The organism is Pseudomonas sp. FP1762 (assembly GCF_030687105.1).
Classification (GTDB): domain Bacteria; phylum Pseudomonadota; class Gammaproteobacteria; order Pseudomonadales; family Pseudomonadaceae; genus Aquipseudomonas; species Aquipseudomonas siliginis.
Genome location: NZ_CP117458.1, coordinates 3,528,345 through 3,552,712, shown reverse-complemented (window position 1 = coordinate 3,552,712; position 24,368 = coordinate 3,528,345). Strand labels below are relative to the sequence as shown.

The following is a 24,368-nucleotide window of genomic DNA, read 5'->3' as shown; positions in this document are numbered from 1 at the left end:
GATCCCTGGCACCGAAACCAGGACGTCAGCGTTCGCCCGTGTGAAGTACGGGGTCGTGCATCTGTTGCATGTAGTCGTGTTGAATAACTGCTACGCAATAGCGTCACAACGAGGAGAAGCAGCGAAAACCGGGAGGCTCCTTGACGACAATCCAGTGTCGGCCACAAGCGTCTTGAGAATTTTCGCCAGCGCTTCTCGTCCTTGTACTGGACGTTCAGGCCAGGTCAGCTTCTTCAATCTGCCTTGTGGGCAGCGTGTATCCGGAAAAAACAACTCGGCGGTCAGACGAGTTTGCTCAAGCGTGTTACCAGTGTTCCCGATCGGGGAACGTCTTCATCATGCAAAAGCAAAACGACGCCGTCAACGGTTTTGTAGTGATTATTTTCAAGCACTACATATTGTCGGACAAAGCTGTTTTGGAATGAGAAAAGATCCGTTTCAACAACGTCGAGAAGGGAACGGCGAGGGATTCAGCGAGTCGTCGGACGCGCCGTGCGTTTGCGCGTACCGGCGGTTTTGCTGGCAGTCGACTTGCGCTTTTTTTTCCACGGCGCTGCGGCTTTGCCGGCAGGCGGCGGGCCGCTGATGGTCAGGCTGAGGGCGGAGCAGCGGGTGACCTGCTTGCTCATCCACGCGGCCTGTTTGGTCACGAATTCTTCCAGACTCATCTCGCCGCTCTGCACCATGTCCAGGGCCTGTTCCCAGATCGCCGTGGTGCCAGGGTCGGCGATCGCGCGAGGCACTGCGTCGATCAGGCTGAACGCGGCAGGTGTCGCCGCCAGCGCCTTGCCGTTCTTGACCAGATAACCGCGATCCAGCAGCCCTTGGATGATCGATGCACGGGTAGCTTCGGTGCCGATGCCGGTGGTGTCCTTGAGTTTCTGTTTGAGCAGCGGATCCTCGACCAGTTTGGCGACGTTTTTCATCGCCTTGATCAGATCGCCTTCGGTGTAGGGTTTTGGTGGCTGCGTCCACAGATGCTTGAGATTCACTTTCGACACAGCGCATTCGACGCCCTGGCTGAGGGTCGGCAAGGTTTGCGGTGCTGGTGCTTCGCGGCCCCTGGCCGGTGCCAGTGCTTCGGGCAATGCGCGCTTCCAGCCCGCTTCGATGATCTGCTTGCCCACCGCGCGCAGGGCCTGCCCGTTGCAATCGAAATCGGCCTGGGTGCGATCGTATTCGTGATTGGGCAGGAACTGCGCCAGGTAGCGCGCGCGAATCAGTGTGTACACCGCACGATGCTTGCCGCTCAGGCGTTCAAGATTCTTCGCGGCGATGGTGGGAATGATGCCGTGGTGAGCGCTGACCTTGGCGTCATTCCACGCCCGCGAGCGCCTTTGCGGTTCGAGATAACCCTGCAAGGCTTCAAGGCTCGGATCGGCCTGGCGCAACGCTGTGAGGATCGATGGCGCCTCACTGTGTTGGCTCAACGGCAGAAAGCCGCAATCACTGCGCGGATAGGTGATGACTTTGTAGGTTTCGTAAAGGGCCTGGGCGATGTCGAGGGTTTCCTGCGCGCCAAGGCCAAGCTTTTTCGAGCAGACTTCCTGCAAGGTGCCAAGATCGAAGGGCAGCGGCGCCACTTCGCGCATGCGCTCGGTCTTCAGCTTGATCACCCGTGCGCTGTCAGCACTGCTGATCGCCGCCGCCGCTTGTTGCGCCAACGGCTGATTAAGGCAGCGATCCTGATCATCACAAATGTCCGACGGCGCGCGCCATTGCGCGGTAAACGCCGTTCCGTTGTGCAGCAAATCCACGTCGATTGCCCAGAACGGTACGGGGACGAAATCGGCGATGCTGCGGTCGCGGTCGACCACCAGTCGCAGGGTGGGCGTTTGTACTCGTCCTACCGGCAACACGCCCTGATAACCCGACTGCCGGCCCAGCAAGGTGAACAGTCGACTCATGTTCATGCCGATCAACCAGTCCGCCCGCGAACGGCCCAGCGCCGAGTGATACAGGCTGAACGTCTCTGCGCCCGGTTTCAGCGCTGCCAGCGCCTTGCGAATCGATGCCTCGTCCAGTGCCGACAGCCACAAACGGCGGATCGGCCCGCGATAGCGGCAGTGCTCGACCAGTTCCCGGGCGATCATCTCGCCCTCACGGTCGGCGTCGGTGGCGATGATCAGTTCGCTGGCCTCGCCAAGCAGACGCTTCACCGCTTTGTACTGGCTGGCAGTGCGCGGCTTGACGGTCATTTTCCACTTGTCCGGGATGATCGGCAGATCGGCCAGCACCCAGCGTTTGTAGCGCGCGTCGTAGGCGTCCGGCGGCGCGGTTTCGAGCAAATGGCCGATGCACCAGGTCACTGTGACGTCCGTCCCCAACCAGCAGCCGTCGCCGCGACGCTTGGCGCCGAGCACCGCCGCAATATCTTTGGCCTGAGAGGGTTTTTCACAGAGGTACAGCCGCATAGCTACCATCGCTGGTTGGTGTGTGGAGAGGGCACAGGATGGCGGGAGTTCGCGGCGGGAGCAACTTTTATCTGTATGGATATACAGATAAAAGCGTTGCAGGAGGTTTAGCCGTTCGGCCGTAATCCAGTCGAGCTGCGCAACCATCAGCTATACCTGAACCGGTCTCTTCGCTGTGCTCAGGAGAACCTCATGAAAAGCCCCAGTCCCGTGATCAGCCTGGAACAACTTGCCGGCTGCCTGCTGGTGAAGTTCCACGGCATCCAGGTCGCCGCGTCCTCTCACGCGATGATCCTCAACGAAGCCAACTATCCGCCGGTGTACTACATCCCGCGCGAAGACATCGACGAAAAATACTTCGCCCGCACCGACCACACCAGCTATTGCCCGTACAAGGGCGACGCCAATTACTTCAGCCTGCAAGTGCCGGGGCATGAGGGCGCCAATGCGGTGTGGACTTACGAAAAACCCAAGATCTCGGTTGAACCGATCCGCAACTATGTGGCGTTTTATCCGGACCAGGTGAAATTCGAAGTGATCAAAGCGGACGCCTGAAGCAAAAAATGGCGAGAGAATCGCTTCCCTCGCCATTGTTGTCAGCGGGTTTTTCAGTTTTTATCGAGATCGATATTCTTCGTCTCACGCAGACAGATCATCCCCACCACCAGGCTCACCCCGGTGATCAGCACCGGATACCACAGCCCGTAGAAAATATCCCCGGTGTACACCACCAGCGCAAACGACACGGTGGGCAGGAAGCCGCCGAACCAGCCGTTGCCGATGTGATAGGGCAGCGACATCGAGGTGTAGCGAATGCGGGTCGGGAACAGTTCGACCATCAACGCGGCCAGCGGGCCGTAGCACATGGCCGAGATGATGATCAGCGCGACGATCAGGGCAACGATCATCGGTTTGTTGATCTGCTGCATATCGGCTTGTTGCGGGTAGCCGGCGAGGGTGATCGCGCCGCGCAGTGCCGCCTCATCGAAACCATCCAGCTTCACGTCGCCGACACTCACTTGCACGGCGCTGCCCGCAGGTGCAGCGACGCTGGAGTAGGGCAGGCCTTGCTTGACCAGGAAGGTCTTGACCTTGTCGCACGGGCTGTCGAATTTGGCCTTGCCCACCGGATCGAACTGGAAGGTGCAAGTGGCGGGATCGGCGAGGACGGTGATCGGTGCCTGACGGCTGGCCTGATCGATCGCCGGGTTGGCGTAGTGGGCCAGGGATTTGAAAATCGGGAAGTACAGCGCGGTCGCCAGCAACAGACCGAGCATCAGCACCGGTTTGCGCCCGACCTTGTCCGAGAGCCAGCCGAAAAAGATGAAGAATGGCGCGCCGATCACCACGCTGATGATCAACAGGCTGTTGGCCACCGCCGGGTCCATTTTCAGGAACTGGGTGAGGAAGAACAGCACATAGAACTGCGCGGCGTAGAAGGTCACTGCTTGCCCGGCATTGATGCTGAACAGGGCGATCAGCACGACTTTGAGGTTTTCCCATTTGCCGAAGGATTCGCGGATCGGCGCCTTCGAGGTTTTGCCTTCTTCCTTCATTTTCAGGTAGGCCGGCGACTCGTGCAGGCTCAGGCGAATCCAGGTGGAAATACCCAGCAGGACGATCGACAGCAGGAACGGAATGCGCCAGCCCCACACCTCAAACTGGTCGCCGGTGAAGTAGCGGCAACCGAGCACTACCAGCAGCGAGAGCAACAGGCCGAGGGTCGCGGTGGATTGAATCCAGCTGGTGTGAAAGCCGCGTTTGCCGATAGGCGCATGTTCGGCCACGTAGGTCGCCGCACCGCCGTATTCGCCACCGAGCGCCAGGCCCTGAAGCATGCGCAGCACCACCAGAATGATCGGCGCGGCGATGCCGATGCTGGCGTAGGTCGGCAGCAGGCCGACGCAGAACGTCGCCACGCCCATCAGAATGATCGTCGCCAGAAAGGTGTATTTGCGCCCGATCATGTCGCCCAGGCGGCCGAACACCAACGCGCCGAACGGCCGTACGATGAAGCCGGCGGCGAACGCCATGAGCGCGAAGATGAACGCCGTGGTGTCATTGACCCCGGCAAAAAACTGCTTGCTGATCACCGCCGCGAGGGCGCCGTAGAGGAAGAAGTCATACCACTCGAACACCGTCCCGAGTGATGAAGCGAAGATGACTTTCTGCGTGGCGTTGCTGGTCTCGGCGCTGCCCGCAGCGTCCAGCGGCTGAACGTGTTCTGACATATCGGTATCCCTCACAGTGATTGTTTTTGTTGTTCCACTGGTGTTGCGTGTCCGGTAATGCGCGATGCCTGAGTCTGGTGATGATTGCTGTGGGAGCGAGCCTGCTCGCGAAAGCTTTTTGTCAGTTAACTCCTAGGCTGAGTGAGCTACCGCATTCGCGAGCAGGCTCGCTCCCACAGGGGAGATATCTGCAGATCTGGACAAAATCAGTTGTGCCGCCTTCTCGGCAATCATCAGCGTAGGCGAACAGGTATTACCCGAGGTAATTCTCGGCATGATCGACGCATCGGCAACGCGCAGACCCGGCACACCATGCACGCGCAATTGCGCATCGACCACCGCGTCACCGTCATTGCCCATGCGGCAGGTGCCGACCGGATGGAAAATCGTCGTGCCGATCTTCGCCGCCGCTTCATGCAATTGTTCTTCGCTTTGCAAGCTGTCGCCGGGCAGGTATTCGACCGGTTTGAACGCTTGCAGGGCAGGGGCGCTGACGATGCGCCGGGTCAGGCGAATGGCATCGGCGGCGACGCGCAGATCTTCTGGATGGCTGAGGTAATTGGGCTGGATCAGCGGCGCTGCTTGCGGATCGGCCGAGCGAATCTCGATGCGTCCACGGCTCTGTGGGCGCAGGTCGCACACCGAGGCGGTGAACGCCGGGAAGCTGTGCAGCGGCTCGCCAAAGCGCTCCAGCGACAGCGGTTGCACGTGATATTGCAGGTTCGCCGAGGTTTGCTCGGGGCCAGAGCGGGCGAATGCGCCCAACTGACTCGGCGCCATCGACAACGGCCCGCTGCGGTCGTACAGATAACGCAGGCCCATGCCCATCTTGCCCCACACGCTGCCGGCGATCTGGTTCAGGGTGCGGGCGTTTTCCAGTTTGTAGATCAGGCGCAGTTGCAGGTGATCCTGCAGGTTGCCGCCGACGCCGGGCAGCTCATGAATCACGCCGATGCCCAAGCGTTCGAGCAGCGGCCGCGGACCGATCCCGGAGCGCTGCAGAATGCTCGGCGAGCCGACTGAACCGGCGCACAAAACAATCTCCTTGCGCGCCTTGAACTGTTTGATCTGACCTTCATGCTGCGCGCTGACTTTCGCCGCGCGGCCGTTCTCCAGCAACACACGATCAACCTCGACGCCGGTCAGCACGGTCAGGTTCGCCCGGCTGCGCAGCGGTTTCAAAAAGGCCTTGGCCGCGTTCCAGCGCACCCCGGCTTTCTGGTTGACCTGAAAGTAACCGCAGCCCTCGTTGTCGCCCTGGTTGAAGTCATTGATGCTGGCGATGCCGCTTTGCTCGGCGGCGCTGCGAAAGGCATCCAGAATCGGCCACGACAGGCGCTGCTGTTCGACCCGCCATTCACCCTGATCGCCATGAAATTCAGCGCCGCCGGCAAAGTGGTTTTCGCTCTGTTTGAACAGCGGCAGCACATCCTTCCAGGCCCAGCCCGGATTGCCTGCGGCCGCCCAGCCGTCATAGTCGCCGGCCTGGCCGCGCATGTAGATCATGCCGTTGATCGACGAACAGCCGCCCAGCACCTTGCCGCGCGGATAACTCAGCGCGCGGCCATTGAGGCCGGGTTGTTGTTCGGTTTTGAAGCACCAGTCGGTGCGCGGATTACCGATGCAGAACAGGTAACCCACAGGAATGTGAATCCAGGCGTAGTTGTCGCGTCCGCCGGCTTCGAGCAGCAACACCCGTTGCTGTGGATCCGCTGAGAGCCGGTTGGCCAGCAAGCAACCGGCGGGGCCGGCGCCGACCACGATGTAGTCGAATTCATCCAGGGACGTCTGCATGCCCTGACCTCGCTTTTTGTTTTTATTGTCGGACACTCTAGTTGTTAGCTTTCGTTAAAAGAATGTTAGTTTTTGCGCAGCCGCTGTGCGTTTTCAAACAGCGTGCAACGACGATAGCCGACAAGGACCCGCCATGTTCGACTGGAACGACCTGCGCTTTTTTCTCGAGCTGCAACGCAGCGGCCGCCTGCTCACTGCCGCGCGCCGGCTCAACACCACCCACGCGACAGTGGCGCGGCATATTGAATCGATCGAGAAAAGCCTCGGCACTGCGCTGTTCGTCCAGCACGCCCAGGGCTATGAAATGACCCCGGCGGGGGAGGCCTTGCTCAAGCACGCCGAGGCGATGGAAAACGTCGCGCTGCTGGCGCAGGAAGAAATCACCCAGTCCACCGCGCCGCTGGGCAAGATCCGCGTCGGCGTCACCGAAGGCCTCGGCATCAAGTTTCTCGCCAGTCGCATGATTGGCTTGTTCGAGCGTTATCCGGGATTGGAGGTGGAACTGGTCGCCGTGCCGCGCTTCGTCAGCATCCTCAACCGCGAAGCGGAGATCAGCATCCACCTCGAACGGCCATCCGCCGACATGCTGGTCACGCGCAAGCTCACTGACTATCGGCTCGCGCTTTACGCCAGCCAGGCTTACCTCGCCAAAGCACCGCCACTGCAAAGTCGCGAGGACCTGGGCCGACATGCGTGGATCGGTTACGTTGACGACCTGCTGTTCAGTCAGGAACTGATGTTCCTCAACAGCTTCTGCCGCAGCCCGCGCGTGGTCTTTCACAGCACCAGCGTCATCGCCCAGCAGGAAGCAGCGCGCTCGGGGTTGGGCATTGCCGTGCTGCCGTGTTACATGGCCGCGTCCGACCCGGATCTGGTGGCGCTGCTGCCGGATGAAAGCATCGAACGCAGCTACTGGATCAGCACGCGGCGGGAGTTGCACAAATCGGTGCGGCTGCGGGTGGTCTGGGATTATGTGGTGGGGTTGTGTGAGGCAGAGCAGGAGTTGTTGCTGGGAAGATCTCAGGTTGGCTCCTCTTTTGCTTGAAAGCGCCAAGGACTTTTAGCAATGGAGAGCAGCAATGAGGGAATGGCTTACCGTTCGCGACATCAATCCGGACACCATGAAGGCCATCAGTGACGGCGTCTTACAGCATGGCCGAGCCTTGTCCGAGGCTCGCGGCGGACAAGCTGAGGCCATCGCCTGTTCGCTGATGGAGAACGGGGCACTAATCGGCGGCGCTTCCGGTAGAACCGAATTCAGGCGTCTGTTTGTCAATTACCTGTGGATCAACGCGCAATGGCGTGGAACCAGGCTGGGTACTCAGGTGTTGCACAAGCTTGAGGCATTAGCGGTTGAAAGAGCATGCGTAGATGCGTTGATCGAAACACTGGATGACGACGTCGCCCGTTGGTACACCCGCTGCGGATACCGATTGATCGCGCACGTGCCTGAGTACTGCGGCCCGTGGAGTCGCCATACGCTGTTGAAAGTGCTTGTGACAACAGGTGCTCCCTCAGGGCTTAATTCGGCGTCCCATACGGAAGTTGGTAACTACTGAGGCGGGAGTTCGTCCATTGTGCTGCCGCGCTCATTATCGATGCACGGCTGCCAGTGCACTGATTCGCGACCGGTTCAAGACCAATCAATGACTCATTTCTCAAATCAAAACCTCAAACCCTGCACTACCCACCACCTTTCCGTTAATCATCACCTGCACTCCATGCCGGCCGGCAAAATGCTTGCGTGTCGTGAAATCCTTGATGACCTGTCTGCGCTGCACAAGCGCCACCCCAAACCCCGGCAATTCCACCGTCTTCAACTTGAATACCTTCCTCGAAACCCCGCCATTCGCCTTCACATACTCAATCGCATAGTCGATCACCAGCCGCTGTTCATGCGCCACCGTCGACTTCACCACAAACGACAACGTAATCGCGTCCCCCAAACTCACCATCGCCGGCTCAACCCGGGCATCCGACAACTCAACCTCAGCCTTCGCCCCCGCGCCAATCACCGTCAGCGCGCGCACGTTGCCCTGTTTGATCAAGCTGCGCAGCGCATGCTTGGCAATCCAGGCGGTGTGCTTGTTATCCAGCGACCAACCTTCAATCGTGTCCAACACCCACTCCGGATGCACTTTCGTCACATCATTCAAATGATTCGCCACGGACTTGCGCACGTACAAGCTCTCATCCGCCTTCAACCGATTCAGTATCCCGGCGGCCAGCAGCGGATCCGCTTGTACCGCTTCCAACCGAAAGGACCACGGCAGGCGAGGGCGGCTGCCTTCGCTGGCTAGTCGGCGGACGTGATGGTTTTCTTCGCGGGTCCAGTCATGCATTCGTTCCAGCGAGCGCTCGAGGTCGCTGCGCAGAAAGTAACGGATGGCGAATTCGGAGGAGCCGAAAGTGGTGAAGTATTTCAGGGCTTCCATGGAGGTATCGAAGGCGTGCCCGCCATAGCTCGCGACGTAGTGCGGCAGGCACATGCTGACGAAACCGCTGTTCAGACGCGGCGCGAGTTCGAACAGCACTTGGAGGGAATCCTCGTAGTCCAGCGGCAACACGGCATACAGGCTTTCGGCGACGCGGGCCATGCGTTGCATCACTGATAATTCAGCGAGTCCGTCCTGGGCGTGTTTGAGAAACGCCTTGGCCTTGAATGCCGGGTACACCGCGCTCATTTCGTCAGCGATGTGCTGCAAGCGCTCGGCGTTGAAGATTTCCTTTAACGCCGGGGCGGCGGTGTCGGTGGTGCTCATGGTCAGGTCATCGGTGTGCTGATGAACGCATCGGTGCCTTCTGCGTAGGCGGTGTATTCGGCGATGCGCGCATAGCGCGCGGAGTCGACCTGATCGGGCACGACGAGGTTGGTGAAGCTCCAGGCGACCGCCAGGCTTATGCCGGTCTGGGAGAGGGAGCCGTCGACCGGCAAGTCACTGTGCTCAAGTTCTTTTTCCAGGGCGGTAAACGCGGCGGCGAGTTGGCCTTCAACGCGTTCAACCCAAGGTTGATACTGAATGTCGGCCGGGCGCAAGTTGCGTTCGTAATACAGCTGCACGGCTTTTTCGCAAGCGGCGAGGCTGAGGCCGATCAGACGCAGGGCGTGGGCGCGTTGTGTGAGATCGCTGGGCAGCAGGCTCTTGCCGGAACTGGCTTCGAGGTAGTCGAGGATGAGGGTCGAATCCATCAGGACCACGCCGTCGTCGAGGATCAGCGTGGGCGCCTTGACCACCGGGTTGATCTGCTGGAATTGCTCGAAGTGGCGGAACACCGAGACCGACTCGTGTTCGAGGTCAATCCCCAGGCATTTGGCGGAGATTGCTACGCGGCGTACGTAAGGGGAGTCGAGCATGCCGATCAGTTTCATGACGCGTTCCTTCAAGTCGAACCGGTGGGAACGCATAACCTAGCCGAGCCTGAGACAATTGTCAGTCGTCGAATCCGGGTTGTTCGTGAATCTCATCGACATTCAGTTCCAGCCGATAGGCCACCGCCACAAACAACGCCTGACATAAACACAGTGTCGCGCTTAGCGAACGAAAGGCCAGCGCACTGCCTTCATTGACCAGCAACACGCTATTGGCAAGTTTCGCCAGTGGCGACAGAGGGCTGTCGGTGATGATCAGGGTATTGGCGTCTTGCTGTTGTGCGAACCGCAGGCAGTGCTGGGTTTCCTTGGCGTAGGGCACAAAACTGATGGCGATGACCAGATCGTTGGCGCGCACGCTGCGCATTTGCTCGCGATAGCTGCCGCCGATGCCGGAGACGAGATGAATGCGCTTCTGGGTGTGCTGCAGGTTGTAAACCAGATAATCGGCGACGGCGAACGAACGGCGGACCCCGACCACATAGATGTCGTCGGCATTGACGATGAGATCGACAGCTTTGTCGAACGCAGCCCCATCCAGTTCGCGGCCCAAACGTTCGATGCCCGATAGCGTTGCGTCGATGCACTCGCGGACAAGCTCACCGCTGTTGGCGGTCTGCGATTTGCTGGCGATCAGGCTGCGGATGCGTTGTTGATAGTTCTGCGCCGGCGTGGCCTTGTGCGTCCAGGCCTGGCGGAACAGCGCCTGCATTTCGCTGAAGCCGCTGAACCCGAAACGCTGCGAAAAACGCACGATGGCGGACGGATGCACCTCGCATTCACGAGCGATGTCGCTGATGCGGTCGACCATGATTCGCTCGCTCTGCTGGCTAATGTAACTGGCGATACGTTTAAGCTGACGCGGAAGGGCGTCATATTCGTCGCTAATCGTTTGCAGCAGACGCTCGGCAGTGATCGGGGGGCTGGCGAGCGAAAGTTCGTCGGCGGCCGGCAGATCGGGGCGGGGCATAGGACATCCTTCGGGCGGGTTGATCACGCGGTAAGCCTGATCATAGAAGGGCTGCGCGGGCTCTGCCGGGCTGAAACGATGCACCTTGCGAGAATAATTTCCGCTGTCGATGGCGGCATGGTTAGCCGTTTGTCTTCTATATACAGCCGCTGGAGTGAATTTCTTGCTATAAACGCACTCCGATGGCCGTGTGAAGCCTGTGTCAGAGCAATTTCCTGGTCCTGTCGGACAAATTCCCTGTATTTACAGTTGCTGAGGCCTTGATCGGGCCTTAGACTGCCGCCCCTCGTAAATTGAGTGCCGGGTGGCGTTTGCAATAAAACGATGCCTTTTCGACGGCCGACACGGTTCGCCGAAACGCTCCCTTATTCGCCTTAATGCACGTTTTTTTATAGAGATATCAATGACAAAGGACAAGTTGCTGGCTATGCCGGCAGATGACTACATGAATGCAGAGCAACACGCTTTCTTCACTGAGCTGTTGCAGAACATGAAAGTCGAAACCCACGAGCGCATTGAGCAAAACCGTATCGCCATCGAAAGCCTGGACACCCCGGCTGACCCGGCGGACGCGGCTTCGGTTGAAGAAGAGCGCACCTGGCTGGTCAACGCGATCGATCGCGACCAGCGCATGCTGCCGCAGTTGGAACAAGCTCTTGAGCGCATCAAGGACGACAGCTTTGGCTGGTGCGACGACAGCGGCGAGGCCATTGGCCTGAAGCGTCTGCTGATCAGCCCGACCACCAAGTACTGCATCGAAGCTCAAGAGCGTCACGAGCAGATCGACAAGCACCAGCGTCAGGCCTGATTCTGTGGGGTGACCCTTTCAACAGGGGCGCCTTGAAAAGATCGCAGCCTTCGGCAGCTTCTACACGGAGTTGCGCGAGGCTGCGATCTTTGTTTTTGCTCGTCTGCGATATTTTCCCGTCGTTCCCTTGACCTGCCACAGACCCCACGACTAACGGACCATGGATAATGGCGTTGTAGTGGCGTTTAATGCAGTCACAACAATGAGAACAAACGTGGGGTGATCAAGATGACGAGAGATGGATCTCTGGTTGCGGCGCTGCCTGCACCAGTGCTTTTGCCGAAAAATCGCTGGATCGCGCCGACCCTGCAAAGCATCGCTCTGATGCTGTTGCTGGCCGGCATGGCTCTGGCCGAATGGTCGCTTTACCTCGGCATGCCGCTGGCGGTGCTGATTGTCTGGCTGCCGCGCCTGCGTTCGCGCAACGTTCCAGCTGCTGTCCCGGTCGATAGTGCGAGCGCATTGTCCGCACTGACTCGCGATCTCTCCTACACCACCAGTCACAACGCACTGTCTGCCGCCGGCGTGGCGTTTTCGGTCAAAGCGCTCGCCAGCAAACTTGAATCGCAACTCGACGCGGCGGCGCAGATCGTCAGCAACGCCGAAGTGATGATCGCCACCGAGCAGGCGACTTCACAGCTCAGTCGCGACGCGCTGGACGCCGCCAGCGAAGCGCATCACAGCAGCGCGGCGGGGCGCAGCGAACTGCTCGACTCGATTTCGCGCATGCAGCAACTCAGTCAGCGCGCCAACGCCAGTCGCGAGCTGATCGAGGCCCTGAGTGTGCGCAGCGACGACATTCAGCGGGTGACGCTGGTGATTCAGTCGATCGCCAGCCAGACCAATCTGCTGGCCTTGAACGCAGCTATTGAAGCGGCCAGGGCGGGCGAACATGGTCGCGGTTTCGCCGTGGTCGCCGATGAAGTACGCGGATTGGCGGCACGGACGGCGGCGGCCACGGGCGAAGTCGGTGAGATGGTTGCAGACATTCAGCAGCGCACCGCGCAAGTGGTGGCGCAGATTCGCGAGTTGTCGAGTGATCTGCATACGGCGTCGAACAGGTCGAGCACACCGGTCAGCATCTGGAGAACATCGCGCGACTTGCCGCCGGAGTGGAAACCCAGGTCAGCGAAATCGCCCGTGGCGCGCAAACCAATCGCGAGCAGCTTGATGCGCTGTTCAGCGCGATTGAGCAAATGCGTAGCGATCTGGCGATCAGCGATCAGCAGACCCGCCGCCTCGCCGACGCCGCGGTGCAGATGGAAGGGCAGGCGGAAACCATCAGCGAACGCTTGGCCGAAGTCGGTCTGGACGACTATCACCAGCGCATTTATGACCTGGCGCGCGAAGGTGCGAGCCTGATCGCAGCCCGCTTCGAGGCGGATGTCGAGCAGGGGCGGATCAGCCTGGATGATTTGTTCGATCGCAGCTACCAGCCGATTCCGGGTACCGAACCAGCCAAATTTCAGACCAGGTTTGATCAGTACACAGATCAGGTCTTGCCGGCGATTCAAGAGCCTCTGTTAGCGCGTCATGAAGGTTTGGTTTTCGCGATCGCCTGCACGCAGCAGGGCTATGTGCCGACGCATAACCAGGCATTCAGCCAGCCGTTGACCGGTGATGTGCAGGTCGACACGGTAAATAACCGCACCAAACGCAAATTCGCTGACCGCACGGGCATCCGTTGCGGCAGCCATCAACAACCAGTTTTGCTGCAGACTTACACGCGCGATACGGGTGAGCTGATGCATGATCTTTCGGTGCCGATCATGATCAAGGGCCGACACTGGGGCGGGTTGCGTCTGGGCTATAAACCTGAGAACCCACACTGAGATTATTACCGTTGACGCAATGAATCTGTGCACGGCGGTTGCTGTTTCCTCTCGAAGGAAAGCTTTAACCTGACGACTTAGTTAGGTAGCTAATTATTTCGGAGGGCACATGCAGTGCAGGGTGGATGTGGCAGTGATGATCGGCAGCGGCGTTCCGGCCGGCTTACGCGCGATGGGGCGCAGTGTGTGCTGGGTGGTTTTGCTCAACGGGGAGCGACGCGGCACAGCCTTCGCCAGTCGCGATGAAGCGGAGGAGTGCAAGGCTGCCTGGCTCGAACAACTGAACATCGAGCCCGGCGACAGCCTGCACTGATCGCCCTTATTTACCGCGATGCAGGCGCACGTTCAGCTCATCGACAGTTATCGCTTCCTCACCGTCAGCACGCAGCCACTCTTTGAGTAATTGCGCCTGTTGGGGCGTCCAGAAATCGGCATCGATCAATTTGATATCAGATTTCAAAGGGTGGGCTTCGACAAAATTATTGATCGACGCTTCATCGGCCGGTAGGCCCAGCTGTTCGAAAAGGGTGGTCAGGTTATGCTCGGTTGGCAGTTCCATCATCTACTCCTGAATTGGTGCCGGTACGGCTTGTTCGTTCACTCCCTTATCAGAGGCAGGCGCTGGCGCGGAGTTCGATTTTTGATTCAAGCGAGCGGGCAAGGGCGCAGGCTTCGTTGTGATTGCCGCGGAAACCTCTGACACGTCCCGTGGATATCTCCTTGATGTGAAAGAACGCAATACCTGCCGGCACCACTTGAAAGTGCGGGGTTCGATGATTGTTAGAAGATGTCGGAAGGTTGTCGAGGTCGGCAACCTTCATCGTCAGAGATGGGGTGATTCGCGCGTCAGCCGACGTGGCAAAATGAGTCAAAGTGCACATATGAAGTCCTTTTCATCAGTCGGCCGGGATTTAACGGCCGTTGCGGGTAGTCGTAATGAGCATCGCTGCTCTAGAATCGCCAGTACCTGTTGACGACCGGGCTTATCTAAAGCAATTTTTCGCCAGCGATATGTCGGAAAAGTGCTTTTTTTCGTGAGAAATTTCCCTGAAGTTCGTAGTCAGAATTGCTCTAGTCGCACTTGAGGCGTTTTCCTTCAAGCTTTGGCGATTTCAGAGCAGGTTTCACTAATGACAATCCAGTAGTCTACGAACCTCGCGATTCAAGAGTGCTTTGCTCGCTTCGGGTGTTTGAATGTATTTGCAGTTTTCATCGGCCTGGCCGTTTCTTTGCCGTGGGCGTTTTTCGCTGCGCGGTTTTTCAAATGTGGGGATGTTTCTTTGGCAGTCAGTAACCTCGATATGCATGCTTTGTTCGTGCTGGGTGATTTGCGTGCAAAGCTGGTCAAGCAATTCCAATCACGTTTTGTTTACATCACCGAGCAAAACGCCGAAGGCATTTACATCGCCGAAATCGACACCGAAAGTGCATTGGTAGTCGATGACAAACCGGGACTCAAACTCAAGGTTGGCGACCATTTCATCGCGTCAGTTTTGCCCAGCCGTGAAGGCGGCAAGATGGACATTCGTTTTCGCGACATCAAACTGACGGTCTACGGCCTGGGCGATTACGCCTTTGTCAGCACGGCCGACGGTCACGCGATCCTGTTCAAGGAAGGCCATAGCGTCGTCACCGTGTTCGCCGCCAATGAGCAGCTGCAGGAAGGTTTGACCAAAACCCTCAAAGCCGTCACTGCCAAAGCCGCCAAATGGCGCAAGGGCGAGCTGGTGACCTTCAAGGCCAGCGAGTGAAGCGCGCGGATTTCCATGCGCAAAATCTCGACAGCGCACGCGAAGAAGCTCAGCGCTTGTTCGCCCGCAAGGCCGAACTGCAAGGTGCCTGGCTGAGTTGGGTAGCGTCGCAGCTCTATGCATTGCAACCGGCGGCATACGCCAGCATGGTCAGACGTGAGCTGCAAAGCCTGCAGGAAAAGTCTGAAACGTAACCTCGCACGCAGCGGACCCCGGAAAAAGCAGGAACCTCGGCTAAAGTCAGTTGACTGAGTCATTCAGAGGCTTGCGTTTCTGTCAGGCCAACTGCCATTGCTGTGAACAGCACGAGGTGCGATGCATGAACGGATTTCGACGGTTACTGGCCGCCAGCGTGGCCACCTTTGGTTTGCTGACGTCAGCGCAATCGCTGCAGGCGGCACAGGCGCCGGTGCACTTTGCCGACCTGAACTGGGAAAGCGGCAGCCTGATTACCGAGGTGCTGCGGGTTATCGTCGAGAAAGGCTATGGCCTGCCGACCGACACTTTGCCCGGGACCACCATCACGCTTGAGACCGCGCTGGCCAACAATGACATCCAGGTGATTGGCGAGGAGTGGGCCGGACGCAGTCCGGTCTGGGTCAAGGCCGAAGCCGAGGGCAAAGTGGTCGGCCTGGGCGATACGGTAAAAGGCGCCACTGAAGGCTGGTGGGTGCCGGAGTACGTGATCAAGGGCGATCCGGCCAAAGGCATCAAGCCGCTGGCGCCGGATCTGCGCAGTGTCACTGATCTGAAGAAATACAAGGACGTGTTCAAAGACCCGGAAAGCCCGGGCAAAGGGCGTTTCCTCAACAGCCCGATCGGCTGGACTTCGGAAGTGGTCAACAAGCAGAAGCTCACGGCGTATGGCTTGCAGGACGACTACACCAACTTCCGCAGCGGCTCCGGCGCTGCGCTGGATGCCGAGATCAGCTCTTCGATTCGTCGCGGCAAACCGGTGTTGTTCTATTACTGGTCGCCGACGCCGCTGCTTGGCAAATTCAAACTGGTGCAGCTGGAAGAGCCGCCGTTCGATGCCGAGGCGTGGAAGACGCTGACAGATGCCGATAATCCCAATCCGAAACCAACCCGCTCGCTGGCATCGAAGCTGTCGATTGGCGTGTCTACGCCGTTTCAAAAGCAGAACCCGCAAATTGCCGAATTCTTCAGCAAGGTCGATTTTCCCATCGAGCCGCTGAACAAGGCACTGGCGGATATGAGTGACAAGCACACCGCACCTCGTGAGGCGGCGGTCGCGTTCATGAAAGCGCATCCGGACGTGTGGCAGGCCTGGTTACCCAAGGATGTGGCTGACAAGGTGACGGCTGATCTGAAATAACGCGGTCAACGCAGCGCACCGCCGACCGGTCGTGCACGGCCAAAAAATCCGACTAGGATGGTTTGTTCAAATCCCTTTGAAGGATTTCAACCATGACCTTTGTGTTGGCTCAATGGCTGGTGACTGTGTTCGCAGCAATCGGCCTGATGCACGTGTATTGGGCGTTGGGTGGGCAATGGGCGGCTGCGGTGGTGGTGCCGCAGGTGCCGGTGTCGGGCTTCGTGGCCTCGGTACGCCCGGCCTTCAAGCCCTCAGGCTGGCTGACGCTGGCAGTCGCCGCTGCGCTGCTGATAATTGCCGCGCTGGTTTGTATGCGGGTCGGTTGGGGCGTGCCGGCGGTGCAGCACAAGGCACTGCAATGGGTGATCAGCGCAATTGCGTTGTTGATGTTCGCCCGAGCGATCGGTGATTCGAACCTGGTCGGATTTTTCAAGGAAGTGAAGGATTCGCGATTCGCGCGGCTCGATACCTGGGTGTATTCGCCGTTGTGTGCGCTGCTGGGAGCGGGGTTGTTGGCGGTGGCTTGGGTTTGAGCTGATCCGGAATTGGCGACGCCCCGACTGGCCTCTTCGCGAGCAGGCTCGCTCCCACATGGGAGAGCGGATTCCTGGTGTAGCGATGGCGCCATCACAGGCGCCACATGATCATCAGTTACCACTTTCAGTCTGACGACTGCTCACCTCTGCCGGCACATCATCCCCGGCCATCCGCTTGCGGAACAACGCCGCCCGCGCCAGCAGCAGGGTGGTCACTGGCACGGTGATCGCCAACAGAACCGGAATCAGCCAGGCATGCACCACTGGCCCGGACTTCAGCGCTGAAAAGCAAATGATCGACGCCAGTGCCACACACCAGGCACCGATTGTCGAGGCCAGCGCTGGCGGGTGCATACGCTGGAAATAATCCTTCATGCGCAGCAATCCGGTTGCGCCCAGCAGGGTAAACACGCCGCTGAGCACCAGCAGGACCGCCACCGGAATCTCGACCCACAAAGACAATTCGGCGTTCATTCGATCACCTCGCCACGCAGCAGGAATTTCGCCAGGGCAAACGAGCCGACGAAGCCGAACAGCGCAATCAGCAGCGCCGCTTCAAAGTAGGTATCACTGGCGTAGCGAATGCCCAGGGTCAGCATCATCAGCATGGCGACGATATACAGGTAATCCAGCGCCAGTACCCGATCCTGCGCTGACGGGCCTTTGAACAAGCGCACCAGGGTCAGCGTCATCGCCACGCAGTACAGAAACAACGTCAGCAGAATCGCATTCGACAGCAATGGGCTCATTCGAAAATCTCCATCAACGGTCGCTCGTAGGTGCTTTTGAAGTGCTCGATGAACTGCGCCTCGTCGTGCAGGTCCCAGACGTGCAGCAACAGAACGCTGCGGTCCAGCGCCAGCTCCGACCATACGGTGCCGGGCACCACGGTGCAGATCATCGCCAGTGCCGCCAGACCATGAGCATCGCGCAGATCGAGCGGCACCTTGATAAAGCATGAGTTGGGCGGGCGCCGTCCGGCGTTGAGTACGCCCCAGGCGACGATCAGGTTGGACATGATCACGTCACGACCGACCAGGAGAAACAGGCGCAGCACGGCCATCGGATTGCGAATGCGCGCACGTTTCGGCCGCAATTTGCGCATCATCAGCGGCGCGGCGAAACCCAGCGCGGCGCCGAGCAGCAGGTTGCCCGGGCTGACGGACAGGTTCAGGGTCAGCCACAAGACCCACAGCGCCAGTGATAACCACGGAGCCGGAAACAGTCGATTCATGGCTGCACCTCGAGCATGTCGGCTCTGGCTTGCGGGCTCGGCACCGCACGTGTACCGAGAACTGCGAGCACATATTGCTGCGGATTGTTCAGCGCATCGGCCGTAGCCTGGGTGTAGCGCAACAGCGGTTCAGCCTTGAACGTCAGAACAATGCTCAGCCCGAGCAGCAGAAAAATCGGCGCGCATTCGAGTTTGCGCAGCAGTGGTGACGGGCGCTCCTCCGGCGTCCAGAAGCGCTGGATACCCAGGCGAGAGAAGGCCATGAGGGAGGCCAGACCGGTCAGGATCAACAGGGCCAGCAATCCCCATGCACCGGGAGGCAGCGGCGCCGCAGTGCCAAGTCCCGACGGGTTGAGCAATGCCCCGATCAGGCTGAGCTTGCCGATAAATCCGGAGAGCGGTGGCATGCCGATGATCAACAGCGCGCAGGCGATAAAGCTCAAACCGAGAAAGGCCATGGTCCACGGGATGACCTGACCGACCACGGCTTTCTGTTCGTCGTCGAGGTTGATGCCCTTGGGCGGTTGCAGCGATTCTTGCGGGCGCGGAAGCAGTTCGCTTTCGTCCTCCAGCGGAATTTCGTTGGCCGAGCGCGAGCGCTCGATCAGTTCGGCCAAGAGGAACAGCGCGCTCAGCGCCAGGGTCGAGCTGACCAGATAGAACAGCGCAGCGCCGATCAGGTTCGGCTGGGCGAAGCCGATCGCCGAGAGCAGGATGCCTGCCGACACCAGAATGCTCAGGCTGGCCATGCGCTCCAGGCGTTGCGCGGCGATAATCGCCAGCCCTGCGCAAGCCATGGTCGCCATGCCGCCGTAGATGAGCCAGTCGCCGCCGAAGAATGCCGAGGCGCCGGCCTGACCGGAAAACAGCAGCGTCCACAGGCGCAGCAGGGTGTAGACGCCGACCTTGGTCATGATCGCAAACATCGCCGCCACTGGCGCGCTGGCCGAGGAATAGGCCGGCACCAGCCAGAAGTTCAGCGGCCACATCCCGGCCTTGGCCAGAAACGCTACCGCAAGAATCCCCGCGCCAGCATGCAGCAGGCCACGATCGGCTTCCGGCACCAGCGGAATCTTCATCGCCAGATCAGCCATGTTCAGCGTGCCGGTCACCCCGTAGATCAATGCAGCGCCGATCAAAAACAGTGACGATGCCAACAGGTTGATCGAAATGTAATGCAACCCCGACGACACCCGCGCCCGGCCCGAGCCGTGCAGCAACAAACCGTAGGATGCCGCGAGCAACACTTCGAAGAATACGAACAGGTTGAACAGATCCGCGGTCAGGAACGCGCCATACAGGCCCATCAGCTGGATCTGGAACAGAGCGTGAAAGCTTGAGCCGGCGCCGTCCCAGCGGGCCATGGCAAACAGCAGCGCACTGACGCCGATGACGCCGGTCAGCACCAGCATCAGTGCCGACAGGCGATCAACCACCAGGACGATGCCGAACGGTGCCTGCCAGTTGCCCGGCAGGTACACACCGATGGAGCCGGGCACCCCGGTGGTCTGCGTCCATTGCAGTAGCATCACTGAAATGAACAGGCCGAGGAGGCTGGAGAACAGGTTGATTTTCGCCTTCAGCGGCCGGTGTTTCTCGCCGAGCATCAGCATGATTGCGGCGGTCAGTAGAGGCAGCAGGATCGGTGCAGCGATCAGGTGAGTCATCGCCATCATTCTTTAGGCTCCCGGCCGTCGACATGGTCGGTGCCGGTCAAGCCGCGCGAGGCGAGCAATACGACGAGGAACAGCGCGGTCATGGCGAAGCTGATGACGATCGCCGTCAGCACCAGCGCCTGGGGCAGCGGGTCGGTGTAATGCAGCAAGTCCTGGGTCACGCCGTCCTTGATCACCGGCTCCTTGCCGATGAACAGGCTGCCCATGCTGAAAATGAACAGGTTGACCGCATACGACAATAGACACAGGCCCATGACCACCTGAAAGGTACGCGGGCGCAGGATCAGCCAGACCCCGGAGGCGGCGAGAATGCCGATGGCGATTGCGATGACTTCTTCCATCAGACGGCTCCTTTGCTGGCGACTGACTTGGGCAGCGAGGCCGTCTTGTGGCCGCGCACCGATTGGTGGGCGAGGGCGGTGAGAATCAGCAGCGTCGACCCGACCACCACGGCGTACACGCCGATGTCGAAGAACAGCGCACTGGCGATATGGATGTCGCCCAGCACCGGCACGCTGATGTGCCAGGTGTGAGTGGTGAGGAACGGATAGCCGACCAGCATCGCACCGAGACCGGTGGCGGTGGCGAACAGCAGACCGGTGCCCATCCAGCGCAATGGGCGCAGGCTCATTTGCGCCTCGACCCACTGCGTGCCGGCAACCATGTATTGCAGGATAAAAGCCACCGACATCACCAGCCCGGCGACAAAACCGCCGCCCGGCTGATTGTGCCCGCGCATGAACAGGTAAAACGACACCACCAGCGCGACAGGCAGCAGCAGGCGCACTAGCACCGCCGGCACCATCATGAAGCCGAGCGCGGTGTCGCTGGCCGAACGCGGGTTGACCAGATCGGTGACCACGTCGGGCGCGAGCAGGCGTTGCTGCGCCGGCAACTGCAGGCTTTCCTTCGGCGGGCGGAAGCGGCGCAGCAGGGCGAACACGGTGAGCGCCACGGCGACCAGCACGGTGATTTCACCGAGGGTGTCGAAGCCACGGAAGTCCACCAGCATCACGTTGACGACGTTGCTGCCGCCGCCCTCGGGCAGGGCGCGACTGAGGTAGAAAGAGGAAATATGGTTCGGCGTCTGCCGGGTGAGCATGGCGTAGGACAACAGCGCCATCCCCGCACCGACCGCAATCGACAGCAGCAAGTCGCGCAGACGACGGATACGCGCCTTGCGCAGGCTGCCTGGCAGTGGTGAGACTTCTTCGATGCGTCTCGGCAACCAGCGCAGACCAAGCAGGATCAACACCGTGGTCACCACTTCGACCGCCAGTTGTGTCAGCGCCAGATCCGGCGCCGAGAACCAGACAAAGGTCACGCAGGTCATCAGGCCACAGACGCTGACCATGGTCAGTGCAGCGAGACGGTGATATTTGGCCTGCCATGCGGCGCCAAGCGCACAGGTGATCGCCAGCAGCCACAGGGTCACGAAGACGATGGAACCGGGAATTTTCGGCCGGTCGCCCCAGGTCAGCGTGCTGTGCAGCATCGGGATCAGACCGGCGAGCACGGCGGCCGAAACCATCAGGAACAGTTGCATCTGCAAACGCTTGGTGCCGAGGCGCCGCTCGACGCGCCGGGCGATGCGCATCATCACGACCAGACTGCGCTCGAACAAACGCTTGCCGTTGAAGCGCCCCACCAGCGGCGGATACTTGAAATGGCCGAGCCTGAACTGCTTGCGCAGCAGCAGATAGAGGATGATGCCGCCGGACATGGCGATCAGGCTCATGATCATCGGTGCGTTCAAACCGTGCCAAATGGCCAGGCTGTATTCCGGCAACTCACCACCGACCACCGGCAATGCCGCAGCGGCGAGTAATGGCCCGACGATCTGCGCCGGAAAAATCCCCACCAGCAGGCAAGTGAAGACCAGCAACTCGACCGGGGCGCGCATCCAGCGTGGCGGCTCGTGCGGCGTATGCGGCAGGTCAGTGGCGGTGGGGCCGAAGAACACGTCGACGGTGAAACGCAGGGAATAGGCAACGCTGAACATGCCGGCGATGGTCGCGACGATTGGCAGACTGGTCTCGACCCACGCGGTGGCGTTGATGAACACGGTTTCGGCGAAGAACATTTCTTTCGACAGGAAACCGTTGAGCAGCGGCACGCCGGCCATTGAGGCACTGGCGACCATGGCCAGCGTCGCCGTATAGGGAATCAGTTTGATCAGACCGCTGAGCTTGCGGATATCACGGGTGCCGCTTTCGTGGTCGATGATGCCGGCGGCCATGAACAGCGAAGCTTTGAACGTCGCGTGGTTGAGAATGTGAAAAACTGCTGCCACTGCGGCCAGTGAACTATTGAGGCCCAGGAGCAAAGTGATCAGACCGAGATGGCTGATGGTCGAATAGGCCAGCAAACCTTTGAGATCGTTCTGGAACATCGCGCAGTACGCGCCAAGCAACAGTGTACAGGCGCCCGCTCCGCTGACGATGTAGAACCATTCCTCACTGCCGGACAGCGACGGCCACAGACGTGCCAAAAGGAAAACCCCGGCCTTGACCATGGTCGCCGAGTGCAGATAGGCCGAGACGGGCGTCGGTGCCGCCATCGCGTGGGGCAGCCAGAAGTGAAACGGGAATTGCGCGCTTTTGCTCAGCGCGCCGATCAGGATGAGTGGCAAAAGAACAGGGTAGAGGGCATGTGCACGAATCAGATCGCCGGCGGCCAGGACCTTGTCCAGGTCATAGCTGCCGACGACATGGCCGAGAATCATGACCCCCGCCAGCAGACATAACCCGCCGGCACCGGTGACCATCAGCGCCATATAAGCCCCGCGCCGCGCATCGGCGCGGTGGTGCCAGTAGCCGATCAGCAGAAACGAAAAGAGGCTGGTCAGCTCCCAGAAGAACACGATCTGAATCAGGTTGCCGGAGATCACCAGGCCAAGCATGGCGCCCATGAACGCGAGAAAAAACGCGAAAAAACGCGGCACCGGATCGTCCGGCGACATGTAATAACGGGCATATAAGGAGACAAGTGTGCCGATGCCGAGCACCAGCATCGAGAACAGCCAGGCGAAGCCGTCCATGCGCAAAATGAAGTTCAGCCCGAGGCTGGGCAACCACATGAATTCTTCGCGGATCACGCCACCGTGGGCGATTTGCGGGTACAGCATCGCGACCTGAACGGTGCCGATCAAAGCGACCAGACCCGCCAGCAGCGATTCGGCATTGCGCGCATTGTGCGGCAGCACCGCTGCCAGACAGCTGCCGATGAACGGCAGAAGCAGTAGAACTATCAGGGACATAGGCTTCTAATCTGCGGAAGTTTGTGAAGCATCATACGTGCCAGCTCCCTGATCACCAAACGCGAGGATGTCTCAGAATCCTACAAAGTAGTCCGGAATTTTGTGTTTGGCGTTGTTTCAGGGGCAACAATGGTGCGGCGCTTTCGCGAGCAGCCAGAAAAAGATTGCGGGTCACGCCTGCGTTTCCCGCTCCAGCTCAGCTTCTGCCTCGGTGGACCTTCCCTTGGTCTTCAACTCACTGACAATCACCGCCGCCACAATCAGCCCGGCGCCCACCAGTGCAATCGCCGGCAAGCGCTCTCCGGCAATCCGTCCGACAATCCCGGCCCACACCGGTTCACCGGCATAGATCAACGTCGCCCGAGTCGGCGAAACACTCTTCTGCGCCCAGTTCATCGCCACCTGAATCGCCGCACTTGCTGCGCCCAGACCCAAAGCGGTCACCAGCAACAACCAGGAAAATTCCGGAATCACTTCACCGGTCGGGACCACCAGCAAGAACGACAACACCGCCGTCACCGCCAGTTGCACCACCGTCACCCGCCGCACATCAACCTGCCCGGCGAAAGTGCTGATCAAAATGATTTCAGCAGCAATCGCAACGGCGCTGATCAAGGTCGCGATTTCTCCCGGACTGAAATTCAACGCCGCCCCCGAGGGGCCGGACAACAACATCAGTCCGGCAAACGCCATCATGATCCCGATACTTGGCATCAACCCCGGACGCCGTCCCAGAACCAGCCATTGCAGCAGCGGCACAAACGGCACATACAGCGCGGTAATGAACGCCGACTGGCTGCTCGGAATACTTTGCAGCCCGACCGTCTGAAGGCCGTAACCGAGCATGATCGCCACGCCGATGAACGACCCGGCCTTCACTTCGAACAAGGTCAGTTCGCGCAGATGACGCCAGGAGAACATCGCCACGATCGCCGCCGCGGCCGCAAAGCGCAGGCCGACAAAAAACATCGGGCCGCTGACCGTCATGGCATGTTGCACAATCAGAAACGTGCCGCCCCAGATCATGGTGATCAGCACCAGCACGCACTCGGCTTTGCTGAAGCGGGAAAAGCGGATTCGGGACGCAGAATTGTTTGGCGACATCATGACCTTGCGCACATTAAAAGGGAGGCCGCACAATGCCGCCAACGTTGCGC

General features: G+C 59.7%; 26 protein-coding genes. 11 read left to right on the top strand and 15 right to left on the bottom strand.

The genetic code is table 11. The features are described from left to right. Window positions 1-470: 470 nt before the first annotated feature. Window positions 471-2,414, bottom strand: a complete 1,944-nt coding sequence (locus PSH90_RS15710; RefSeq protein WP_305380975.1) for a DNA topoisomerase III — start codon at window positions 2,412-2,414, stop codon at window positions 471-473. A 192-nt stretch (window positions 2,415-2,606) separates the two neighbouring features. On the opposite strand from PSH90_RS15710, the gene PSH90_RS15705 reads away from it, so the two are divergent. Next, window positions 2,607-2,969, top strand: a complete 363-nt coding sequence (locus PSH90_RS15705) for a DUF427 domain-containing protein (protein WP_056789235.1) — start codon at window positions 2,607-2,609, stop codon at window positions 2,967-2,969. A 53-nt stretch (window positions 2,970-3,022) separates the two neighbouring features. Here the strand turns inward: PSH90_RS15705 and PSH90_RS15700 are convergent, their stop codons facing one another. Together PSH90_RS15700 and PSH90_RS15695 are read right to left on the bottom strand one after the other, a co-directional pair. Continuing rightward, complete coding sequence (locus PSH90_RS15700) at window positions 3,023-4,645, bottom strand: MFS transporter (RefSeq protein WP_024013261.1); 1,623 nt, start codon at window positions 4,643-4,645, stop codon at window positions 3,023-3,025. Window positions 4,646-4,777: 132 nt separating this feature from the next. Continuing rightward, window positions 4,778-6,439 (bottom strand): GMC family oxidoreductase, encoded by a 1,662-nt coding sequence (locus PSH90_RS15695; RefSeq protein WP_305380973.1) that lies wholly within the window; start codon window positions 6,437-6,439, stop codon window positions 4,778-4,780. Between the two features lie 133 nt (window positions 6,440-6,572). Here PSH90_RS15695 and PSH90_RS15690 point away from each other — a divergent pair, with 133 nt between their 5' ends. Together PSH90_RS15690 and PSH90_RS15685 are read left to right on the top strand one after the other, a co-directional pair. After that, the gene (locus PSH90_RS15690) at window positions 6,573-7,484 is read left to right on the top strand and encodes a LysR family transcriptional regulator (RefSeq protein ID WP_252882204.1); all 912 of its coding nucleotides are present in this window, start codon (window positions 6,573-6,575) and stop codon (window positions 7,482-7,484) included. 34 nt (window positions 7,485-7,518) lie between these two features. Then, window positions 7,519-7,998: a GNAT family N-acetyltransferase gene (locus PSH90_RS15685; RefSeq protein WP_056789243.1), complete on the top strand. Its 480-nt coding sequence runs from the start codon at window positions 7,519-7,521 to the stop codon at window positions 7,996-7,998. A gap of 99 nt (window positions 7,999-8,097) precedes the next feature. Here the strand turns inward: PSH90_RS15685 and PSH90_RS15680 are convergent, their stop codons facing one another. From PSH90_RS15680 to PSH90_RS15670, 3 genes are all read right to left on the bottom strand, one after another. Continuing rightward, the gene (locus tag PSH90_RS15680; RefSeq protein ID WP_305380971.1) at window positions 8,098-9,201 is read right to left on the bottom strand and encodes a DNA alkylation repair protein; all 1,104 of its coding nucleotides are present in this window, start codon (window positions 9,199-9,201) and stop codon (window positions 8,098-8,100) included. Between the two features lie 2 nt (window positions 9,202-9,203). Continuing rightward, a complete protein-coding gene (locus PSH90_RS15675; RefSeq protein ID WP_305380969.1) occupies window positions 9,204-9,809 on the bottom strand; it encodes a glutathione S-transferase in 606 nt (201 codons plus the stop codon). Window positions 9,810-9,870: 61 nt separating this feature from the next. Beyond that, the gene (locus PSH90_RS15670) at window positions 9,871-10,779 is read right to left on the bottom strand and encodes a MurR/RpiR family transcriptional regulator (RefSeq protein ID WP_305380968.1); all 909 of its coding nucleotides are present in this window, start codon (window positions 10,777-10,779) and stop codon (window positions 9,871-9,873) included. A 403-nt stretch (window positions 10,780-11,182) separates the two neighbouring features. Here PSH90_RS15670 and PSH90_RS15665 point away from each other — a divergent pair, with 403 nt between their 5' ends. From PSH90_RS15665 to PSH90_RS15655, 4 genes are all read left to right on the top strand, one after another. Then, on the top strand, window positions 11,183-11,587 hold the full coding sequence (locus tag PSH90_RS15665; RefSeq protein ID WP_016775095.1) for a TraR/DksA family transcriptional regulator: 405 nt from the start codon (window positions 11,183-11,185) through the stop codon (window positions 11,585-11,587). Between the two features lie 228 nt (window positions 11,588-11,815). Then, window positions 11,816-12,949 carry a methyl-accepting chemotaxis protein gene (locus PSH90_RS15660; protein WP_370695103.1) on the top strand — a complete coding sequence of 378 codons (1,134 nt, stop codon included), beginning with the start codon at window positions 11,816-11,818 and terminating at the stop codon, window positions 12,947-12,949. Further along, window positions 12,847-13,419 (top strand): hypothetical protein, encoded by a 573-nt coding sequence (locus PSH90_RS27530; RefSeq protein ID WP_370695102.1) that lies wholly within the window; start codon window positions 12,847-12,849, stop codon window positions 13,417-13,419. The genes PSH90_RS15660 and PSH90_RS27530 overlap by 103 nt, the downstream gene beginning before the upstream one ends. Before the next feature lie 109 nt (window positions 13,420-13,528). Then, window positions 13,529-13,732: a hypothetical protein gene (locus PSH90_RS15655; RefSeq protein WP_016775093.1), complete on the top strand. Its 204-nt coding sequence runs from the start codon at window positions 13,529-13,531 to the stop codon at window positions 13,730-13,732. A 6-nt stretch (window positions 13,733-13,738) separates the two neighbouring features. On the opposite strand, the gene PSH90_RS15650 is transcribed toward PSH90_RS15655, so the two are convergent. After that, window positions 13,739-13,978 carry a DUF2789 family protein gene (locus PSH90_RS15650; protein WP_252867780.1) on the bottom strand — a complete coding sequence of 80 codons (240 nt, stop codon included), beginning with the start codon at window positions 13,976-13,978 and terminating at the stop codon, window positions 13,739-13,741. Window positions 13,979-14,027: 49 nt separating this feature from the next. Then, window positions 14,028-14,240 (bottom strand): hypothetical protein, encoded by a 213-nt coding sequence (locus PSH90_RS15645; protein WP_236168680.1) that lies wholly within the window; start codon window positions 14,238-14,240, stop codon window positions 14,028-14,030. Window positions 14,241-14,699: 459 nt separating this feature from the next. On the opposite strand from PSH90_RS15645, the gene PSH90_RS15640 reads away from it, so the two are divergent. The 4 genes from PSH90_RS15640 to PSH90_RS15625 all read left to right on the top strand — a co-directional run bounded on the left by PSH90_RS15640 (window position 14,700) and on the right by PSH90_RS15625 (window position 17,039). Next, entirely contained in the window at window positions 14,700-15,170 is a 471-nt protein-coding gene (locus PSH90_RS15640; RefSeq protein ID WP_039763128.1) for a hypothetical protein, read from the top strand. Further along, on the top strand, window positions 15,167-15,364 hold the full coding sequence (locus PSH90_RS15635) for a hypothetical protein (RefSeq protein ID WP_076562405.1): 198 nt from the start codon (window positions 15,167-15,169) through the stop codon (window positions 15,362-15,364). Before PSH90_RS15640 ends, PSH90_RS15635 begins: the two co-directional genes overlap by 4 nt. Before the next feature lie 125 nt (window positions 15,365-15,489). After that, on the top strand, window positions 15,490-16,506 hold the full coding sequence (locus tag PSH90_RS15630; RefSeq protein ID WP_236168660.1) for an ABC transporter substrate-binding protein: 1,017 nt from the start codon (window positions 15,490-15,492) through the stop codon (window positions 16,504-16,506). 92 nt (window positions 16,507-16,598) lie between these two features. Continuing rightward, window positions 16,599-17,039 carry a DUF3995 domain-containing protein gene (locus PSH90_RS15625; RefSeq protein WP_150635046.1) on the top strand — a complete coding sequence of 147 codons (441 nt, stop codon included), beginning with the start codon at window positions 16,599-16,601 and terminating at the stop codon, window positions 17,037-17,039. Between the two features lie 114 nt (window positions 17,040-17,153). Here the strand turns inward: PSH90_RS15625 and PSH90_RS15620 are convergent, their stop codons facing one another. The 7 genes from PSH90_RS15620 to PSH90_RS15590 all read right to left on the bottom strand — a co-directional run bounded on the left by PSH90_RS15620 (window position 17,154) and on the right by PSH90_RS15590 (window position 24,318). Beyond that, a complete protein-coding gene (locus PSH90_RS15620; protein WP_041480808.1) occupies window positions 17,154-17,516 on the bottom strand; it encodes a Na+/H+ antiporter subunit G in 363 nt (120 codons plus the stop codon). Further along, on the bottom strand, window positions 17,513-17,791 hold the full coding sequence (locus PSH90_RS15615) for a K+/H+ antiporter subunit F (protein ID WP_041480807.1): 279 nt from the start codon (window positions 17,789-17,791) through the stop codon (window positions 17,513-17,515). Before PSH90_RS15615 ends, PSH90_RS15620 begins: the two co-directional genes overlap by 4 nt. Further along, entirely contained in the window at window positions 17,788-18,276 is a 489-nt protein-coding gene (locus PSH90_RS15610; protein ID WP_041480806.1) for a Na+/H+ antiporter subunit E, read from the bottom strand. Before PSH90_RS15610 ends, PSH90_RS15615 begins: the two co-directional genes overlap by 4 nt. Then, window positions 18,273-19,952, bottom strand: coding sequence for a monovalent cation/H+ antiporter subunit D (locus PSH90_RS15605; RefSeq protein WP_095180236.1), 1,680 nt, complete (start codon window positions 19,950-19,952; stop codon window positions 18,273-18,275). The genes PSH90_RS15610 and PSH90_RS15605 overlap by 4 nt, the downstream gene beginning before the upstream one ends. Continuing rightward, complete coding sequence (locus PSH90_RS15600; RefSeq protein WP_016775082.1) at window positions 19,949-20,293, bottom strand: Na+/H+ antiporter subunit C; 345 nt, start codon at window positions 20,291-20,293, stop codon at window positions 19,949-19,951. The genes PSH90_RS15605 and PSH90_RS15600 overlap by 4 nt, the downstream gene beginning before the upstream one ends. Beyond that, a complete protein-coding gene (locus PSH90_RS15595; protein ID WP_305380967.1) occupies window positions 20,293-23,211 on the bottom strand; it encodes a monovalent cation/H+ antiporter subunit A in 2,919 nt (972 codons plus the stop codon). Before PSH90_RS15595 ends, PSH90_RS15600 begins: the two co-directional genes overlap by 1 nt. Before the next feature lie 171 nt (window positions 23,212-23,382). After that, window positions 23,383-24,318, bottom strand: coding sequence for a DMT family transporter (locus tag PSH90_RS15590; protein WP_305380966.1), 936 nt, complete (start codon window positions 24,316-24,318; stop codon window positions 23,383-23,385). Window positions 24,319-24,368 lie beyond the last annotated feature (50 nt).